General features: G+C 66.3%; 16 protein-coding genes. 9 read left to right on the forward strand and 7 right to left on the reverse strand.

What is annotated here, in order from left to right:
• Nucleotides 1–32: 32 nt before the first annotated feature.
• Genes GNZ21_RS11055 through GNZ21_RS11070 form a run of 4 tightly spaced genes read right to left on the reverse strand, consistent with a single transcriptional unit; the run spans nucleotide 33 to nucleotide 3,920 of the window.
• Complete coding sequence (locus tag GNZ21_RS11055) at nucleotides 33–1,004, reverse strand: AAA family ATPase (RefSeq protein ID WP_157324293.1); 972 nt, start codon at nucleotides 1,002–1,004, stop codon at nucleotides 33–35.
• Nucleotides 1,001–2,215 carry a DUF4350 domain-containing protein gene (locus GNZ21_RS11060; protein WP_157324295.1) on the reverse strand — a complete coding sequence of 405 codons (1,215 nt, stop codon included), beginning with the start codon at nucleotides 2,213–2,215 and terminating at the stop codon, nucleotides 1,001–1,003. Before GNZ21_RS11060 ends, GNZ21_RS11055 begins: the two co-directional genes overlap by 4 nt.
• Entirely contained in the window at nucleotides 2,212–2,856 is a 645-nt protein-coding gene (locus GNZ21_RS11065) for a DUF4129 domain-containing protein (RefSeq protein WP_157324296.1), read from the reverse strand. Before GNZ21_RS11065 ends, GNZ21_RS11060 begins: the two co-directional genes overlap by 4 nt.
• Complete coding sequence (locus tag GNZ21_RS11070; protein WP_157324298.1) at nucleotides 2,853–3,920, reverse strand: hypothetical protein; 1,068 nt, start codon at nucleotides 3,918–3,920, stop codon at nucleotides 2,853–2,855. Before GNZ21_RS11070 ends, GNZ21_RS11065 begins: the two co-directional genes overlap by 4 nt.
• 135 nt (nucleotides 3,921–4,055) lie before the next feature.
• On the opposite strand from GNZ21_RS11070, the gene mtrA reads away from it, so the two are divergent.
• From mtrA to secA, 6 genes are all read left to right on the forward strand, one after another.
• Nucleotides 4,056–4,742: an MtrAB system response regulator MtrA gene (gene mtrA, locus GNZ21_RS11075; protein ID WP_157324300.1), complete on the forward strand. Its 687-nt coding sequence runs from the start codon at nucleotides 4,056–4,058 to the stop codon at nucleotides 4,740–4,742.
• A complete protein-coding gene (gene mtrB / locus GNZ21_RS16090) occupies nucleotides 4,735–6,426 on the forward strand; it encodes an MtrAB system histidine kinase MtrB (protein ID WP_229659396.1) in 1,692 nt (563 codons plus the stop codon). Before mtrA ends, mtrB begins: the two co-directional genes overlap by 8 nt.
• Nucleotides 6,426–8,192, forward strand: coding sequence for an LpqB family beta-propeller domain-containing protein (locus GNZ21_RS11085; protein ID WP_157324305.1), 1,767 nt, complete (start codon nucleotides 6,426–6,428; stop codon nucleotides 8,190–8,192). The genes mtrB and GNZ21_RS11085 overlap by 1 nt, the downstream gene beginning before the upstream one ends.
• Nucleotides 8,193–8,258: 66 nt before the next feature.
• Entirely contained in the window at nucleotides 8,259–9,068 is an 810-nt protein-coding gene (locus tag GNZ21_RS11090; protein WP_157324307.1) for a ComF family protein, read from the forward strand.
• A gap of 169 nt (nucleotides 9,069–9,237) precedes the next feature.
• Complete coding sequence (gene hpf, locus GNZ21_RS11095; protein ID WP_157324309.1) at nucleotides 9,238–9,966, forward strand: ribosome hibernation-promoting factor, HPF/YfiA family; 729 nt, start codon at nucleotides 9,238–9,240, stop codon at nucleotides 9,964–9,966.
• A 127-nt stretch (nucleotides 9,967–10,093) separates the two neighbouring features.
• Nucleotides 10,094–12,700, forward strand: a complete 2,607-nt coding sequence (gene secA / locus GNZ21_RS11100; RefSeq protein ID WP_157324311.1) for a preprotein translocase subunit SecA — start codon at nucleotides 10,094–10,096, stop codon at nucleotides 12,698–12,700.
• A 7-nt stretch (nucleotides 12,701–12,707) separates the two neighbouring features.
• Here secA and GNZ21_RS11105 read toward each other — a convergent pair whose 3' ends face one another.
• On the reverse strand, nucleotides 12,708–13,322 hold the full coding sequence (locus tag GNZ21_RS11105; RefSeq protein ID WP_157324313.1) for an Rv3235 family protein: 615 nt from the start codon (nucleotides 13,320–13,322) through the stop codon (nucleotides 12,708–12,710).
• Between the two features lie 45 nt (nucleotides 13,323–13,367).
• Nucleotides 13,368–13,637 (reverse strand): hypothetical protein, encoded by a 270-nt coding sequence (locus tag GNZ21_RS11110; RefSeq protein WP_157324315.1) that lies wholly within the window; start codon nucleotides 13,635–13,637, stop codon nucleotides 13,368–13,370.
• Between the two features lie 103 nt (nucleotides 13,638–13,740).
• On the opposite strand from GNZ21_RS11110, the gene GNZ21_RS11115 reads away from it, so the two are divergent.
• Nucleotides 13,741–14,259, forward strand: coding sequence for a hypothetical protein (locus tag GNZ21_RS11115; protein ID WP_157324317.1), 519 nt, complete (start codon nucleotides 13,741–13,743; stop codon nucleotides 14,257–14,259).
• A 17-nt stretch (nucleotides 14,260–14,276) separates the two neighbouring features.
• Here GNZ21_RS11115 and GNZ21_RS11120 read toward each other — a convergent pair whose 3' ends face one another.
• Nucleotides 14,277–14,492 carry a helix-turn-helix domain-containing protein gene (locus tag GNZ21_RS11120; RefSeq protein ID WP_157324319.1) on the reverse strand — a complete coding sequence of 72 codons (216 nt, stop codon included), beginning with the start codon at nucleotides 14,490–14,492 and terminating at the stop codon, nucleotides 14,277–14,279.
• Nucleotides 14,493–14,663: 171 nt separating this feature from the next.
• Between GNZ21_RS11120 and GNZ21_RS11125 the strand changes: the two genes are divergently transcribed.
• A complete protein-coding gene (locus GNZ21_RS11125) occupies nucleotides 14,664–15,356 on the forward strand; it encodes a CpaB family protein (RefSeq protein ID WP_157324320.1) in 693 nt (230 codons plus the stop codon).
• Nucleotides 15,357–15,370: 14 nt separating this feature from the next.
• Nucleotides 15,371–16,672, forward strand: a complete 1,302-nt coding sequence (locus GNZ21_RS11130; RefSeq protein ID WP_157324322.1) for an AAA family ATPase — start codon at nucleotides 15,371–15,373, stop codon at nucleotides 16,670–16,672.
• Nucleotides 16,673–16,723: the final 51 nt, after the last annotated feature.

Genomic DNA, 16,723 nt, shown 5'->3' on the forward strand with positions numbered 1-16,723 from the left:
CGGAAGGTGATCACAACAGGTACCGCTTCCGGCTACCGGGGGACTGCCGTGGTGGTGAGGATGCCCTGGAGCACATCGTCGGCCGCCGCTCCGTCCATGGCGGCCTCGGGGGTCAGTGCCACTCGGTGTCGCAGCGCAGGCAGCGCCAGGGCCTTGACATCGTCCGGGGTTACAAAATCACGGCCGGAGAGCCAGGCCCAGGCTTTGGCTGAGTTCATCAGCGCGGTGGCCCCACGCGGGGAGACCCCCAGCTGGAAGCTGGGCGCGGATCGGGTTGCCCGGGCCAGGTCCACGATATAGCCCACCACCTCCGGGGCGATCTGCACCTGCGCCACAGAACTGCGCGCGGCCAGCACATCGGCGGCTGAGGCTACCGGCCGGACTCCGGCCCCGGCGAGGTCAGAGGGGTCGAACCCTGCGGCATGCCGACGGATGACCTCCACCTCCTGTTCCCGCTCCGGCAGCGCCAGCTCCACTTTCAGCAGGAACCGGTCCAGCTGCGCCTCGGGCAGCGGATAGGTGCCCTCGTACTCCACGGGGTTCTGAGTGGCGGCCACCAGGAACGGATCCGGCAGGCCCCGGCCCACCCCGTCCACCGATACCTGCCGCTCCTCCATGGACTCCAGCAGTGAGGCCTGGGTCTTGGGCGGGGTGCGGTTGATCTCATCGGCCAGCAGCAGATTGGTGAACACCGGGCCCTCGCGGAAGCTGAAGTCCCCGGTCTTGGAGTCATAGACCAGTGAGCCGGTGACATCACCGGGCATCAGGTCCGGGGTGAACTGCACGCGGGTGCTGCGCAGGCCCAAGGAGGCAGACATGGACCGCACCAATAGGGTCTTGGCCACCCCGGGCACCCCCTCCAGCAGCACATGGCCGCGGACCAGCAGCGCAATGATCACACTGGTGACCGCGGCATCCTGACCCACCACGGCCTTGGCCACCTCCTCGCGCACCCGGCTCAGCCGGGAACGCAGCTCATCAGGGGAGTGGGGCTGCTCGGTCATTCGTGACTCCTTCTCATCCGTACTGCTGCGGTGACCTGTGCCTGAAGCCCGGTCAGGGCCTGAGCATAGGACACTAGGTCTTCATTGCTGCGCACTGCGGGCCGTTCCAACAGTGCGCCTACCTCACCGGCGTCACGGCCGGCCGCCCGGGCCGCCGCCTCGGCAATGGTCTGCGGCACGGCATGCCGGCCCAGCCGCAGCAGCCGGGCCAGCCGCAGCAGATGGGCGCTGCGCAGCACCTGCGCGGTCTCAGCCACAGCATTGGCCCGCTGGTACATCCGGCCGCGCCCCTCAGCGGACTCCCCGGCGGGCACGCTGACCGGCATCGGTTCGCTCACCACCGGCCCGTACCGGCGGCCGGCGGCGAACAGGGCGATCCCAGCGCAGAGCAGCAGCCACCAGACCAGCGGCCAGAACCAGCCGGGCAGATAGGTCAGCGGGGAGCCCCATTCATCGGCACCCACCGTATCGGCACCCGAGGGGGTGTACCAGATCAGGGTGGCGGGGGCGTCGTCCTGCCCGCCGAGGAGCCCCAGCGCCAGGGCGGCGTTGCCGGCATCTGTGATCCGCTGGTTGGTGAATGCCTCAGGCGCGGTGAACGCCAGTCCCGAGGGGGTCTCTGCCAGCAGGAACGACTCGCCGTTGCCCAGTGGGAAGCAGCCGGTCTGGGCAGTCAGGGAGCCACCCGGGGTCTGCACGGACTCCGCAGCACCGGCCGCCGGATGCGTGCACTGCCCGCCGGCGGCCAGCTCCTGCGGTGTTCCGGCCGCCCCGGTGGGTACCGCCGGACCGGGCTGGACCTCGGGGCCCAGCAGCTGGCTCAGCAGCACGGTGTCAGCACTGAGCCAGAGCACCTCCCGGCCGCTCTCCCACTCAGCCTGCAGTTCCTGGAGGAACTGCTGCTCCGGCTCGAAGCCCCGGACCAGTACGACGACGCCCGCATCTGGCTCCTCAGCCAGTGCCTCCCGGGTGATCTCGGCTGAGTAGGTCCGGCGGATCTCCACTCCGGCATGATCGGCCAGCACATTGGCCAGGGCCGCATAGCCGTCCAGATCAGTGTTCTCAGTGCCGTAGGTCTCAGTGTCGGAGGTCTCCAGCAGCTGGCTGAGCAGCCCTAGCAGCAGCACCCCCACCAGGAGAAATATCCAGAATTTCCAACGGGCGGCGGCTGAGCGGGCTGCGGAGCCGGCTGAGGCGGCGGTGGCGGTCACTGCGGAGCCACCAGCCTCGGCCCGGAGATGCTGGTCTGGGACTGGGGCTGCTCGCCCTGCAGCTGGATCTCCAACTCACGCAGGAAGCCGTAGTCCTGACTGCCCAGCCGAGCAGAGCTGTAGGCGGAGCGGTTGAAGAGTTCGGCGGCGCTCTGCACACCTGCCGAGTGGGCCGGATAGGAGGCTGCGATGCGCTGGGCGATCTCTGTGGCGGTGCGCCCCTTTTGTTCCGGCACTGCACCACGCTCCTCGGCGGCCCGGACCAGGGCGCGGAAGATCTCTTGGACCGCGGCACTGTAGTCCCCGCTGCGGGCATGGCCCTCAGCTCGGGCACGGAGCTCAGCGGCGGGGACGGCCGGATCGATCCGCAGCGCCTGTTCGGCAACACTGGAGCGCTGCAGGCGGGGCCGGACCAGCGCCAAGATCAGCACTGCCGCGGCGAGTACAGCAGCCAGCACCAGCAGCGGGCCGTAGGGAACGCTGACCCCGCCGAAGTTCACTGTGCTCTCGTTGAGCCAAGCGATGAAGTCATCCACCGCCTGGCGCAGCGGGCCGGTGAACTCGCGCTGATAGGAGCCCGAGGCCAGCTCCTCCTCAAGCAGCCGGCGGGCCTGATCCCGGTCGTGGAGTTCGGTGCTCACCGCCGGGCACCGCCCAGGGGTGCCATGTGGGCAGCGGTATGCTCCGGTGAGCCGGGCAGCTCGACCGCAGTGCTGGCGGCGTCGATGAGCAGCACATCCAGGGCTTCCCGGCGGAACCGGGAGTTCAGGTACATCAGGGCCAGAACTGTGCCCACCAGGGCTGCCAGCAGGGTGGTGAGCACCACGTCATAGGCGTGGCTCAGTCCCAGGATCAGCAGCACCAGCAGATCATCCTGCCCCTGGGCGGAGACCCAGGCCAGTTCTGCGCCTACGCCGGCCACCAGGCCCGCCGGCAGCGAGGTGATCACCAGCACCACACCCAGCATCAGGTAGAGCAGCGCCACTGTTCCGATATGCCGCCACCACAGCCCGCGGTTGAGCTGGAAGGAGCGGGTGATCGCGCTGAAGGCGTTGCGCCGTTCCACTACGATCGCCGCCGGGCCGAACATGAAGGCTGCGGTGAGCCAGCACAGCAGCAGGAAGAGCCCCGGCAGGACCAGCAGCAGACCCAGCCCGAATGTCACCAGGACCAGCAGGAACGACAGGACCACTATGATCGCCGCGGCGACCCCGAGCAGCACCATCAGCACCAGGATGTGCAGCACCAGCCAACCCAGCCGACCCGCCCGCAGGGTGAGGGTCTGACCCAGGGTGGTGGGCAGGCCATATGCCGCCCGCAGGGCCGGAATGGCCAGCAGCCCGATGGACAGGGCCAGGATGAGGTTGCCCACCAGGGTGATCACAGTGGTCAGCAGCACCAGCCCGCCCTCGCTCAATGCGGCCAGGGCGACCTCCTGGTTCTCGAAGGCCAGCGGGTCGGTGAGCCACCGGATATAGGCCTCGGATGGCATCAGCACCATCATCAGCACTGAGACCACAAAGTTCAGCAGTCCCGCCAGGAAGGGTAGGCCCAGAACAGCCCGGGGATTGCGGCGAATCACGGAGAAGGCGCCCAGGAAGACCTCGTCCTGGGCCAGTGGGCGCAGCGGATAGACCGCACCGGGGTGCGGCGCCGCTGGGTCAGCGGCGGCACCTGCCGGAGAGGGCGTCCTCGTGCTGCTCATTCCACCCCGTCCACGCTGAAGCAGTCTGCCAGTTCCGGGTTCAACTCTATCCCCTCATATATCCTGGGGTGTCAGCGGGTGCGCGTGCTGGGTCGGTGCACCGTAATGGGCAATATGTGAGGAAGGACAGCAGCCATGAAGGCCAAGATTCTGGTGGTCGATGACGACGAGGCGCTCTCCGAGATGATCGGGATCGTGCTGCGCAACGACGGCTTCGAACCCACCTTCTGCGCCACCGGGGACGGAGCACTGGAAGCCTTCCGTGCCGCAGATCCTGACCTGGTGCTGCTGGACCTGATGCTGCCCGGCAAGGACGGGATTGAGGTGTGCCGGGAGATTCGTGAGGAGGCCGATACTCCCGTGGTGATGCTCACCGCCAAATCCGATACTGCTGATGTGGTGCGCGGGCTGGAGGCCGGAGCCGATGACTATGTGCCCAAACCGTTCAAACCCGCTGAGCTGGTGGCTCGGGTGCGCGCACGGCTGCGCACCCCGGAACCGGCGGCCCGTCCGGACGGCGAGACGCTCACCATCGGCGACCTGACCATCGACGTGGCCGGCCATGAGGTCCGCCGCGGCGACACCAAGATCTCGCTGACCCCCCTGGAGTTCGACCTGCTGACCACCCTGGCGAAGAAGCCCTGGCAGGTGTGGAACCGGGAGATGCTCCTGGAGGAGGTCTGGGGCTACCGCCACCAGGCGGACACTCGTCTGGTCAACGTGCATGTCCAGCGGCTGCGCTCCAAGGTGGAGAAGGACCCGGAGAACCCAGAGATCGTCCAGACGGTGCGCGGCATCGGGTACAAGGCCGGCGGTGGCTGAGACACCTAAGGTTTCACTCGGCCGCAGAGTGGGGAGGGTCTCCAAGTTCTGGGCCCGCTCGCTCATGGTGCGGGCCGTCTTCTTCACTGGTGTGCTCACTCTGGTGGGTTCCGGGCTGATCGCCTACTTCCTGGTGGAGCAGGTCACCGGTGGTCTCTACCAGGAGCGGATGGATCAGGTCCAGGCCGAGGCGATGGCCGGGCTGGCCAATGAGCGCAGCTCCTATGACGCGATCCAAATCTCAGCTCCGGAGAGCGTCCAGGTCCAGGCCAATGACATCTTCGAAGCCCAGGGCGGCTCCTCGGCACTGCACCGGCACGCACTGCTGATGCCCCTGGAGGAGGCCGATGTGCTGCCGGTCCCGGTGCTGAGGACCTCTTCTGATATCGAGCCGGACATCACCAGCCAGGAGCTCAATGAGGCCATCCAGGTCAGTCAGGGCGACCAGGTGCACTGGCAGCCGCTGGCCATGGAGGACCAGGACGGCCAGACCGTGCCCGCAGTGGCTTTCGGCATCAATATCCAGTTCCCCACCGGCCCGCCCTACGGGCTGTTCTTCATCTATGACTTCTCCTCAGTCCAGGAGAACGTGAACTTCGTGTTCCAGGTCTTCCTCATCGCGGTGGCTGTGATCCTGGTGATGAACGTGCTGATCGCCGCCTGGGTGTCCCACTCGGTGGTCAAACCGGTCTCCCAGGCTGCCGAGGTCTCCGAACGGATCGCCGAGGGGCAGCTGGACCAGCGGCTGGCCGTGGTGGGCGAAGACGAGATCGCCCGGCTCGGGGTGTCCTTCAACCGCATGGCCTCCACCCTGCAGGAGCAGATCACCCAGCTGGCCAACCTCTCCCAGATGCAGCAGCGCTTCGTCTCCGATGTCTCCCATGAGTTGCGCACCCCGCTGACCACCGTCAGTATGGCCGCCAGTATGCTCTACGAGTCACGCGATGAGTTCGACCCGATCAGTCAGCGCTCCACGGAGCTGCTGCACCACCAGGTGGAGCGGTTCCAGGCCCTGCTTGCCGATCTGCTGGAGATGAGCCGGTTTGACGCTGGGGCCGCCGAGCTCGCCCTCTCCGAGGTGGACCTCTGGGCGCTCTCCGAGGATGTGCTCACCGCCGCCGCCCCGCTGGCCGAGCAGGCCGGCACCGATCTGCACATGGTGGTGCTGGAGGGCAGCGGCAGCTTCATCGCCGAGGTGGACAGGCGCCGGATCGACCGGATCCTGCGCAACCTGGTCAACAACGCCATCGAACACTCTGAGGGCCAGCCGGTTGACCTGGTGCTGCAGTCCAGTGACACCGCAGTGGCTGTGGCGGTGCGCGACTACGGGGTCGGTATGACCCCGGAGCAGGTAGCCCATGTCTTTGACCGGTTCTGGCGGGCTGACCCGGCCCGAGCACGCACCACCGGCGGTTCCGGGCTGGGACTGTCCATCGCCACGGAGGACACCCGGCTGCACCAGGGAAGCCTGGACGCCTGGGGACAGTCAGGCCAGGGCTCCTGCTTCCGTCTGGTGCTGCCACGGCGGCAGGACACACCCTACGGGGCCTCCCCGATGACGCTTCCGCCGAGCTACGCAGTTCACCAGCGCAACCGGATCAGCGCCGAGGCTGAGCTGATCACCGGTGAGGTGGCCTATGACCGGGTCAGCGAGCAGGCACTGTACAAGAAGGACGGTGCCTGATGGCGAACGGGCACAGCACCGGAGGACGTCTGGCTGCAGTTCTGGCGGCAGCTGCCTTGCTGCTCACCGGCTGCGCGCCCACCCTGCCCACCAGCGGTGAGGTGCGCTCAGCTCAGGTGCCGGTAGGTGAAGAGTACGACTATGGCCGGGTCGCACAGCCTCCGCAGCCCGGTGCCAGCCCGGAGGAGATCATCGAGGGTTTCCTGGATGCCGGGGCCAATGCCGAGAACGACCATGAGGTGGCCCGGGAGTATCTCACCCCGGACATGGCGGAGCGGTGGAACCCCTGGACCCAGACCTTGGTCTACTTTGAGGACAACATCAGCATCGACGCCGCAGATGAGGACGTCTACCGAGTGCAGCTGACGGTGGACTCGAGGGTGGACAGCACTGGAGCGCGCACCTATCCCGGGGACCCCAACCAGGAGACCTTCGAAGTTGAGCAGGTCGACGGCGAGTGGCGGATCAGTGAAGCACCGGACGGCAAGATCCTGGAGGACGGAGACTTCAACACCTCCTATGACGACTACACCCTGTATTTCTTTGACGTGCAGCAGCGCTACGCGGTTCCTGATGTCCGCTGGCTGATCCGTCAGCCGGGACAGGCCACTGAGCTGGCCAACCGGGTCTTGGAGGGTCCGGTGCCCTGGCTGGCCCCCGGGGTGGTCTCGGCCTTTGGGGAAGGGGACTCCATGGGGTCCCCCACAGTGCCGGTCAACAACGGTGTCGCTACTGTGGATCTGGACCCTTCGGTGATTGTCGGTGCCTCTGACCGGGACATCGCTCTGATGCACTACCAGCTTTCCATGACGCTGCATACTCTGCGGCCAGTGACCAGAGTGGAGCTGACCGTGGGCGGCAGTCCTTTGGAAGTGCCGGATCCTAACGAACTGCCGGAGGGCGAGCGGCTCAACATCGAGCGGAACCCCAGCGCCCTGGAGCGGCAGATCGGCGTCCAAGGCGACCAGCTCATCTGGCAGCTGGGGGAACAGACCTCGCCTGTGGCGAGTATGCCCGATCTCAGCGAGATCGAGCCCCGGTTCCCCGCCGTCTCCACAGTCGCAGAGGGGGACGTTGTCGCAGTGATGGACGGAGAGCTCAACGCGCTCTACCATGCCCGCGCAGATTCCCAGGAGCCGGAACTGCTGGTGGAGGCGGAGTCGCTCACCAGACCCTCCATGGACAACTACGGATGGACCTGGACAGCCACCACTGAGGACGGCGAATCCACTATTCGGGCCTTCAACTATGAAGACCCTGACGCATCCTCAGTAGCTGTGGCCGCTGACTTCATCGAGGGCAGGGAGGTCACCTCACTGCGGATATCCCAGGACGGGACCCGGGCCGCTCTGGTGGTCGACGACGCCGGGGTGCGCAGCCTCTACATCGCAGCAGTGGTGCGGGAGGCCGGCAGCGGAGCGCCGTGGAACCTGGGTCAGTCCAACCGTCTGCACCCCGAGGAGCACGTGGAGATCGAGGAGGTTCGCTGGTCGGGGAACGACGAGGTGGTGGTCTGGCAGCCCTATGACCCGACGGACCCAGAGGCGGATCCTGCGGATCTGACCTATGTCCAGAGCATCCAAATATCCGGGGATGCTGATGCGCCTTCCCCTGCCCTGGCGGCGGTGCTCAACGTCTCAGTGGGGGAGGGACGCGACACCGTGCTCTTCGAACAGCAGGGTGAAGGGGTGTATCAGATTGTGGGCAGTGATATACATCCGCAGGAGATCGACGAGGCCGTCAAAGACCTGAGCTTCAGCGGTTAGGGGAGTTTTCCACAGGCTGGGTCCCAGCCGCTGGCAGCAGTGTCGGTTCCTGGGCATTCTGGGGTTATGGCTCAGCACAGGCAACGGCTGCTCCAGGCCGCGGACCGGCTGTGGTTCTCTGCCTCCGGGACAGCACTGCGCGGGCTGGCCAGGCAGAGCGCGGACCTGCTGGCCCCGGTGTGGTGCCTAGGCTGCCGAGCCCCGGAGACCGGGCTGTGTCAGGAGTGCGCCGAGGATCTCCGGCTGCTCACCGCCGAGCCCTTCCGCGCGGAGGCCGCTGCGCAGGCGCTGCCGGTGGTGGAGGTCTCGGACCGGGGCCTCACCGTTCTGCCGGTGATCAGCGCCGGCCATTACCAGGGCCTGGCGGCCCAAGCCGTGGTTGCCTTCAAAGACCATGAGCGCACAGCCCTGGCCCAAGTGCTGGCTCCAGCCCTGGGCCGAGCCCTGCGCGCCGCCTCAGAAGCCTTGTTGGATGGCCGGACTGCGCTGCTGGTCTGGCCTCCGGCCTCACCGCGTTCTCACCTGAAGCGGGGCCGGGTGCCTCTGACGGAGCTCATCAATGCCGCCGTGCTGCCGGATTCTCTCCGCAGGGCCGGCGGGTTGGTCCAGCACACCGGCAGGGTATGGCGGAGTCTCGGCGGCAAAGGTCAGAAGGGGCGTTCTGGGCGGGACCGCAGGCAGGCCTCAGGGACCTTCCGACTGGCTCCGCAGGCCGCCGCCGGGATCCGTGGGGCAGACATTCTGCTGGTGGATGATGTGCTCACCACGGGGGCGACTCTCCAGGAGCTCTACCGGCTGCTCAGTAGCGCCGGAGCGCGGGTGCAGGGGGCAGCCGTGCTGGTGGCCACGCCCCGAGCCAGCAGGGCTGGTGAATAGCTCCAGCTCAGCAGTGAATTTTGTGTGAACACTTCTCAAATGGGCGGTCAGCGCCTACGGTGAAGTATGGGTGATTAACCGATAGAGACCCATCGCAGTGGCGGTGGGCTCGAGCAGAGTCCTCCCGCCGCTGCGCCACGCAGGACGAGCGCCAAGGAGGACCATCACAATGGCTCTGCAGACCACCTACACCGGCCGCAACATCACCATCCCAGCCGCGTTCAAGGAACACGTCGAGTCCAAGCTCGGCAAGGTTGACCAGCTCGCCGACAAGGGCCAACGCCTGGAGGTCAAAGTAGCCTCGGAGAACTCCCACCGCCGCGCTGACACCACGATCACCGTGGAGCTGACTGTTGTGGGACGCGGCAAGGTCATCCGCTCAGAAGCTCAGTCCGAGGAGAAGTTCGCAGCCTTCGAGATTGCCTGGGACAAGCTCTGTGAGCGGCTGCGCAGGGTCCGGGACAAGAAGAAGGCCAAGGCGCGCAGCAATGGCACTCTGGGTCACCCCGCCCAGTCAGTGGGCGAGGCTCTGGCCGGTCTGACCCCGGTGGATCCGGACCGCCCCCTCTACGAACAGGTGCTCGATGCCGAGCAGGCAGACGATCTGCCCCCGGAGCAGGACGACTGGGACGAGCCGATCCGAATCCGGCGCAAAGTCTTCGCCGCCGAGCCGATGAGCGTTGACGCCGCGGTGGACGCTATGGAACTGCTGGGCCACGACTTCTACCTGTACCTGGACGCTGAGACCGGCCAGCCCTCCGCGGTCTACCGGCGCCGCGGTTGGACCTACGGAGTCATCTCGCTGGACCAGAACAAGCGCGCTGATGAGCCTGAGACCGAGGAGCTGGCCTACCGCCCCGCCAACGGCACCACCCGTTCCCACGTCAAAGCAGCTTAGAAAGGGCCTTCCCGCTCAGCCGGTGGCGCGAGCCACCGGCTGGACGCGGGCAGTTAGCCGTGCGGCGTCGTCGGGCATACACTGACTTGTTGACGCTGATTAACCTCTGACGGAGACGTACGCCCCTATGCCCACTCTGCTCGAAAAAGTCCTCAAGACCGGGGATAAGAAGATCCTCAAGCGGTTGCGCGGCTATGCCGATGCAGTGAACCTGCTGGAGGATGAGTTCAAGGAGCTCTCTGACGCTGAGCTGCGCGCTGAGACCGACCGCTTCAAGGAGCGGCTGGCCGAGGGCGAGTCTCTGGACTCGCTGCTGCCGGAGACCTTCGCGGCAGTGCGAGAGGCGGCTGACCGGACCCTCGGGCAGCGGCACTATGACGTGCAGATCATGGGCGGGGCCGCCCTGCACCTGGGCAACATCGCGGAGATGGGCACCGGTGAGGGCAAGACCCTGGTGGCCACCGCCCCGGCCTACCTCAATGCGCTCACCGGCGAAGGCGTGCATGTGGTGACCGTCAACGACTATCTGGCCAAGTACCAGGCAGAGCTGATGGGCCGCGTCTACCGGTTCCTGGGCCTGACCACCGGGGTGATCGTCAACAACCTGAAGGCGGCTCAGCGCCGGGAGGCCTATGCCGCAGACATCACCTACGGCACCAACAACGAGTTCGGCTTCGACTGGCTGCGCGACAATATGGCCGCCTCGCTCGATGATCTGGTCCAGCGCGGGCATCACTACGCCATCATTGATGAGATCGACTCCATTCTCATCGACGAGGCTCGCACCCCGCTGATCATCTCCGGGCAGGCCAGCGGAGACATCTCTCGCTGGTACACAGACTTCGCCAAACTGGTCCAGACCCTGAAGAAGGACGAGGACTATGAGGTGGACGAGAAGAAACGCACTGTAGGGGTCCTGGAGTCCGGCATCGACAAGGTGGAGGACTACCTGGGCATTGAGAACCTCTACGAGACCCAGAACACCACGCTGATCCAGTACCTCAACAATGCCATCCGCGCCAAGGAGCTCTATAAGCGCGACACTGACTATGTGGTCACCGACAATGAGGTGCACATTGTTGACGAGCACACCGGCCGCATCCTCAAGGGCCGCCGCTACAACGAGGGACTCCACCAGGCGATTGAGGCCAAGGAGAGTGTGCGGATCAAGCCGGAGAACCAGACCCGGGCTTCGGTGACCCTGCAGAACTACTTCCGTCAGTACACCAAGATCTCCGGTATGACCGGCACCGCCGAGACTGAGGCCGCCGAGTTCATGTCCACCTATAAGCTCGGTGTGGTGGCGATCCCGCCGAATAAGCCGCGCCAGCGCATCGACCATAATGACGTGGTCTACCGCAACGAGATTGTGAAGTTCGACGCCGTGGTCAAGGACATCATTGTCCGGCACAAGAAGGGCCAGCCGATGCTGGTGGGCACCGAGTCAGTGGAGAAGTCGGAGTACCTCTCCAAGCTGCTGGCCAAGCAGGGCATCCGTCACGAGGTCCTCAACGCGAAGAACCATGAGCGTGAGGCTGCCATCGTGGCCCAGGCTGGGCGCAAGGGGGCGGTGACAGTGGCCACCAATATGGCCGGCCGCGGCACCGACATCATGCTCGGCGGCAACGCGGAGTTCAAGGCCGTGCGCGAGATGGAGAAGTTCGGCCTGGACCCCGAGGAGGATGCCGAGGAGTACGAGGCCAAATGGGATGAGGTTTTCGCCCAGGCCAAGGCAGAGACGGAGAAGGAGGCTGCCGAGGTCCGGGAACTGGGCGGTCTCTACGTGCTGGGCACTGAGCGCCATCAGTCGCGCCGGATCGATAACCAGCTGCGCGGACGCTCAGGCCGTCAGGGCGACCCCGGTGAGTCCCGGTTCTACATCTCCCTGACCGATAACCTGATGCGGCTGTTCAATCAGCCTGCTGCCGCGCGGTTGATGCAGTCCTCGGTACTTGATGACGATGTGCCGGTGGAGCACAAGATGGTCTCCGGTGCCATTGCCTCCGCCCAGCAGCAGCGGGAGTCCCAGAACACCGAGCAGCGCAAGAATGTGCTGAAGTACGACGACGTGATGAACCGCCAGCGGGAGGCGATCTACTCCGACCGCCGCCGAATTCTGGAAGGTGACGACGTCCACGAGAAGGTCCAGCACTTCATCGAAGATACGGTGAGCCTGGTCATCGAGGAGAAGACCATCGCCTCATCCTCCGAGGACTGGGATCTGGAGGGCCTCTGGGAAGAGCTGCGTGACCTCTACCCGATCTCCCTGGAGATTGCAGATCTCATCGAGGAGGCCGGCGGCATCGACCAGCTCTCCACCAAGCTGCTCAAGCGCGAGATCATCTCTGATGCCAAAATCGCCTATGAGCAGAAGGAGCAGGAGATCGGCGAGGCACCGCTGCGGCAGCTCGAGCGCCGGGTGCTGCTCTCGGTGATCGATCAGAAGTGGCAGGACCACCTCTACGAGATGGACTACCTGAAATCGGGCATCGGGCTGCGCTCCATGGCTCAGCGCGATCCGCTGGTGGAGTACCAGCGTGAGGGCTACCTGCTGTTCCAGGCCATGGCGGAGGAGATCCGCGAGGAGTGCATGCGGAAGCTGTTCCAGGCAGAGGTGAAGGCTGTGACCCCGAAGACCGAGGCCCCAAACCTTCCTGGAGTCAAGGACGGCCGGGTGGCTGCTGCCGGCAAGTCCATCCAGGTGCCCGGAGTCAAGGACAGCCCGGCCTCTTAGGACCGGCTCAGCCCAGCTCCATAGCGGTCACTCGCCAGCGGCCGCGGTGAGCCTGGATGCGCAGTGCACAGGCACGGGTTCGCAGTTCCTCACTGAACACCACGGCGATCTCCCACACTCCGGTGCGCAGATGTACTGCCCGTTCAGCGCGGAAACGCAGAGCCTGCGGGCGCACCGCACTATGGCTGGGACGCTGCCGCGCAGTGATAGCTGCCCGCTGACGCACTTTGCTGTGCACCTCAGGCTCCAACCACCGGTCCAGCTGGGCTGCCGAACGCACCCCGGCCAGGACCTCCGCGGTGGCTTGGCACACCACCCGGGCAATAGCGAGTATCTGCCGGCGCTCCTGCCGCTGCCCCGCCAGCGGATCGGGCCGCTGGCCGTCACTGCTGGCGCTGGACTCCGCGGAGACGCTCTCTGCGGCACCCATCGCCGCCAGTAGCCGGGGCAGCTCGGATTCGCGCTGAAGTCTGAACCGGGGGCGCTGTGCGCACCGCTGCTGAAACTGCTGCCACCCCTCCTGGGCGAACCAGCGCTGTTCTGCTCGCAGCGGTGCGGGCTGGGCAGGGATATCAGCAGGTAGCTGTTGAACTGGCGGTGAAGATTCGGCCAGGGTGGTCATTGGGTGCTCCTTTACACGGTTCTGTGGTTGAAAAACGACTGGGGCTCATCGTGGGGTCGGCGGCGGTATGTGCAGAACTGTGCCTGGGCGCAGCTGGCCCGGCTCTGCTCCGATCCGGCTGAGATTGTGCTGGTGCCAGCGCGGCCACTCCCGGGCGATCTCCCAGTCGGTGGCGGCACTGCCCAGGTGGGCTGCCACGAGGTGCCACAGCGTCTCACCAGGTCCCGCTGTGACGGTGCCCCGGTCGGGACGGGTCGGCGTGCCCATATGGCGCGGCGACAACATCGAGGGCTGATTGGGAACAAAAGATGACATTACTACCTCGCAAGTGCTGCACAGTTCGTTTGTTGCCGTTTGATGACATCAGATAATACACGAGGAGGAGAGCTGCGCAACAGAGTGGGATAACCTTGCCGCTATGCGCTGGGAATCGTTGTTCGAGGATCTGGAGGCCCAGGCGGCGGCGGAGCGGCAGTCGGAGTTTGAGGCTGAGGTGGCCGCCACTCTGACCCTGGAGTGGTCCAGAGTGGCGCTGATGGATCGGCTGCGAGCCCACCTGGGTGCAGAAGCGGCGCTGCGGCTGCGTGGGGGCATCGACGTGACGCTAAGGCTCAGCACCGTGGGAGCCAACTGGCTGGCCGGTACTGCCGGGGTGCAGGACTGGCTGGTTCAGGGCGGGGCCGTGCTGACCGTGCGGGGCCTGCAGCGTAAAGCGCAGGCTGAACCGAGTCAGGCCCGGCGGAACCTGGGTATCGCCTCACCGCTGCGCGCTCTGGCGGCCAGCCGGGAGGCGGTGTCTGTGCTCGGCGAACAGGGCCGGCTTGCCGAGGGCCTGCTCACCGGAGTGGGGCTGGACTTCATTGATCTGCGGACCCCTGGGGGCCTGTGCACAGTTCCGCTGGCAGCAGTGCTGGCAGTGCGCAGTTCAGCGCTCTAAAGGGGCAGTGATGCCGTTCAGGCGTTCTGCTGAGCCTTCTGTTCCCGGGACTGGCGCTGCTCAGCGTAGAGCCGGTCGATGTACTCATCGAGCTTGGCCTGCTCCACCCGCCACTGGCCCCTTCCGCCGATCTGGATGCCTTCCAAATCGCCCCGGTTGATCAGGGCGCGGGTCTGAGACATGGAGATGTTCAGGGCCTCTGCGACATCAGGAAGAGTGAGGAACTGGCGCATGACTGCTCCTTAGGTGGCACCTTCGGTGACGTTTGTTGATATTTGTTTCTATTGTGGCATGGTCTCCCGCAGTATCAAACAGTTGAGCCCCCGCGGGTCTGGTTTCGGCTCTGCCCATCAGCTAGCATCTGAACACCCATGTGATCTGGATCTCAGGAGTCGACAGTGCCCGTGCCGCATCCAGCAGAGCAGAGCTCGTCCAGCGGGGCCGTGCCTGGCGCCACGACCATTCAGGCACCGGTGGCCGCCCGGCTGCGCCGCCCCTCCTGGCGGGATCCCCGGCTGATTGCCGGGGCGCTGCTGGTACTGGCCTCCGTGGTGGGCACTGTGCTGCTGGTCAACGCACAGGACCGCACCGTCCCGGTCTATGCTGCGGACCGGGTGCTGAGCACCGGCACGGCACTGGCCCAGGAGGACCTGCGCATCGTCCATGTTCAGCTGGAGGATTCGGCCGCTGCCTACCTCTCCGCGGAGGCCGAGCTGCCGGAGAACGCACAGCTGATCCGGGCCGTCGGCGAGGGAGAGCTGATCCCTGCCGCCGCCCTGGCCCAGAGCGACCCGGACCAGCGGCAGCCGGTCACCGTGGAGGTCCACCATGAGCTAGCCCGGGCAGTTGAGCCGGGGCGGCAGGTGGATGTCTGGGCTGCAGGCGGCTTCTCCGGCCCGGAGAGCCAGGCCGAGGTCACCCTGCTGGCCGCCGGCTCGGAGGTGGCCGAGATCCGTGAGTCCAGCTCCGGGTTTGGGGCCTCGGGCACGCTCACCATAGAGCTGCTGGTGGACCCGGCAGAGCTGACCGGACTGCTCACCGCTCTGGGCAGCGGGGACACCATCACCGTGCTCCCGGCGGGACTGTGGGATCAGTGATGCAGCAATGTGCCGTGATCACCACCGGTAGGCTGAGCACTGACCATATCGCCGCATTGGAGGCACTGCACAGCCCGGTCACCATCCAGCGCCGATGCGCGGACCTGGCAGAACTCATCGCAGCCGCTCGCACCGGACGGGCAGATGCTGCACTGATCATCGGCAGCACCGAGCAGCTGACCAGCTCCACCATCACCCAGCTGCACGAAGTGCTGCCCGCAGTAGTGGCGGTCTCGGACTCTCCGGCAGAACGGAGTCGGCTGACTGCCCTGGGGCTGAGCACATTCGACGACGACGCCCCGGCAGCCCAGATTGCCCAGGCCCTGAGCAGTCCGGCGGCGCCGGGCTCGGCGCCTGAGGGCACCGGGGCCCCTGAGGCTGCGGCTGAGTTCGCGGCACTGAGCGATTCGGCCGGTCCGGATGGCGCTTCAGCCGCCGGGTCCAGCACTGTTGTCTGGGGTTCCTCCGGGGCGCCGGGGCGCACCACGGTGGCAGTCAACCTGGCAGCGGAGTTGGCCCTCAGCGGGCGCTCGGTCCTGCTGATCGATGCGGATACCTATGCCGCCTCAGCCGCCATTCATCTGGGGCTGCTGGAGGAATCTGCCGGAATCGCCCAGGCGGTGCGTGCCGCAGAGTACGGAAGCCTCGACTCCGATGTGCTGCTGCGCTCAGCCGTCTCCGTGGAGATCGGCCCGGTGCGGCTCGAGGTGCTCACGGGGCTGCCCCGGGCGGACCGGTGGGCAGAGCTGCGCCCAGGGGCCCTGGATCGGGTGCTCAGCTTGGCGATCTGCCGGTATGACGAGGTGGTGGTGGATGCTGCAGCTGAGATCGCCCCGGACCAGGACTTAGGGTTTGACGCCCCGGCGGTTCAGCGCAATAGTGCCGCTCGTACGGTGCTCAGCGCCGCAGATCGGGTGATCGCCGTGGGCGCCCCCGATTCGGTGGGGTTTGCTCGGCTGGTCAAAGCCGTGCAGGGCTATGCAGAGCTGCTCCCCGAAGCCGCTGTCCCGGAGGTGGTCATCAATAAGCTGCGCAAGCAGGCGGTGGGCCGCTCTCCCAGGCGCCAGCTCACCGAGACCTGGCGGCAGCTGGGGCCAAGCACCGCCCCGCTGCAGTTCCTGCCCTGGGACCCGGAGGCCTGCGATGCGGCACTGCGCGCCGGCCAGGTGCTGGCCGAGGCAGCTGCCGAATCACCGCTGCGCAGGCAGATTGCCGCCCTGGCCGGAATCCAGGTGGGCAGGCGTCGTCGTCCATTCTCCAGGACCCGCGGCGGCACCCGTTCCGGCGGGCGCGGAACCCCGGCCGAGCGGCGTTAATCTGCTGTTTGCCCCCATGGGCTTCCAGGCCCGGCTCTGGGAGGATATGGT

It is taken from the genome of Nesterenkonia alkaliphila (assembly GCF_009758175.1).
Taxonomy (GTDB): Bacteria; Actinomycetota; Actinomycetes; order Actinomycetales; family Micrococcaceae; genus Nesterenkonia; species Nesterenkonia alkaliphila.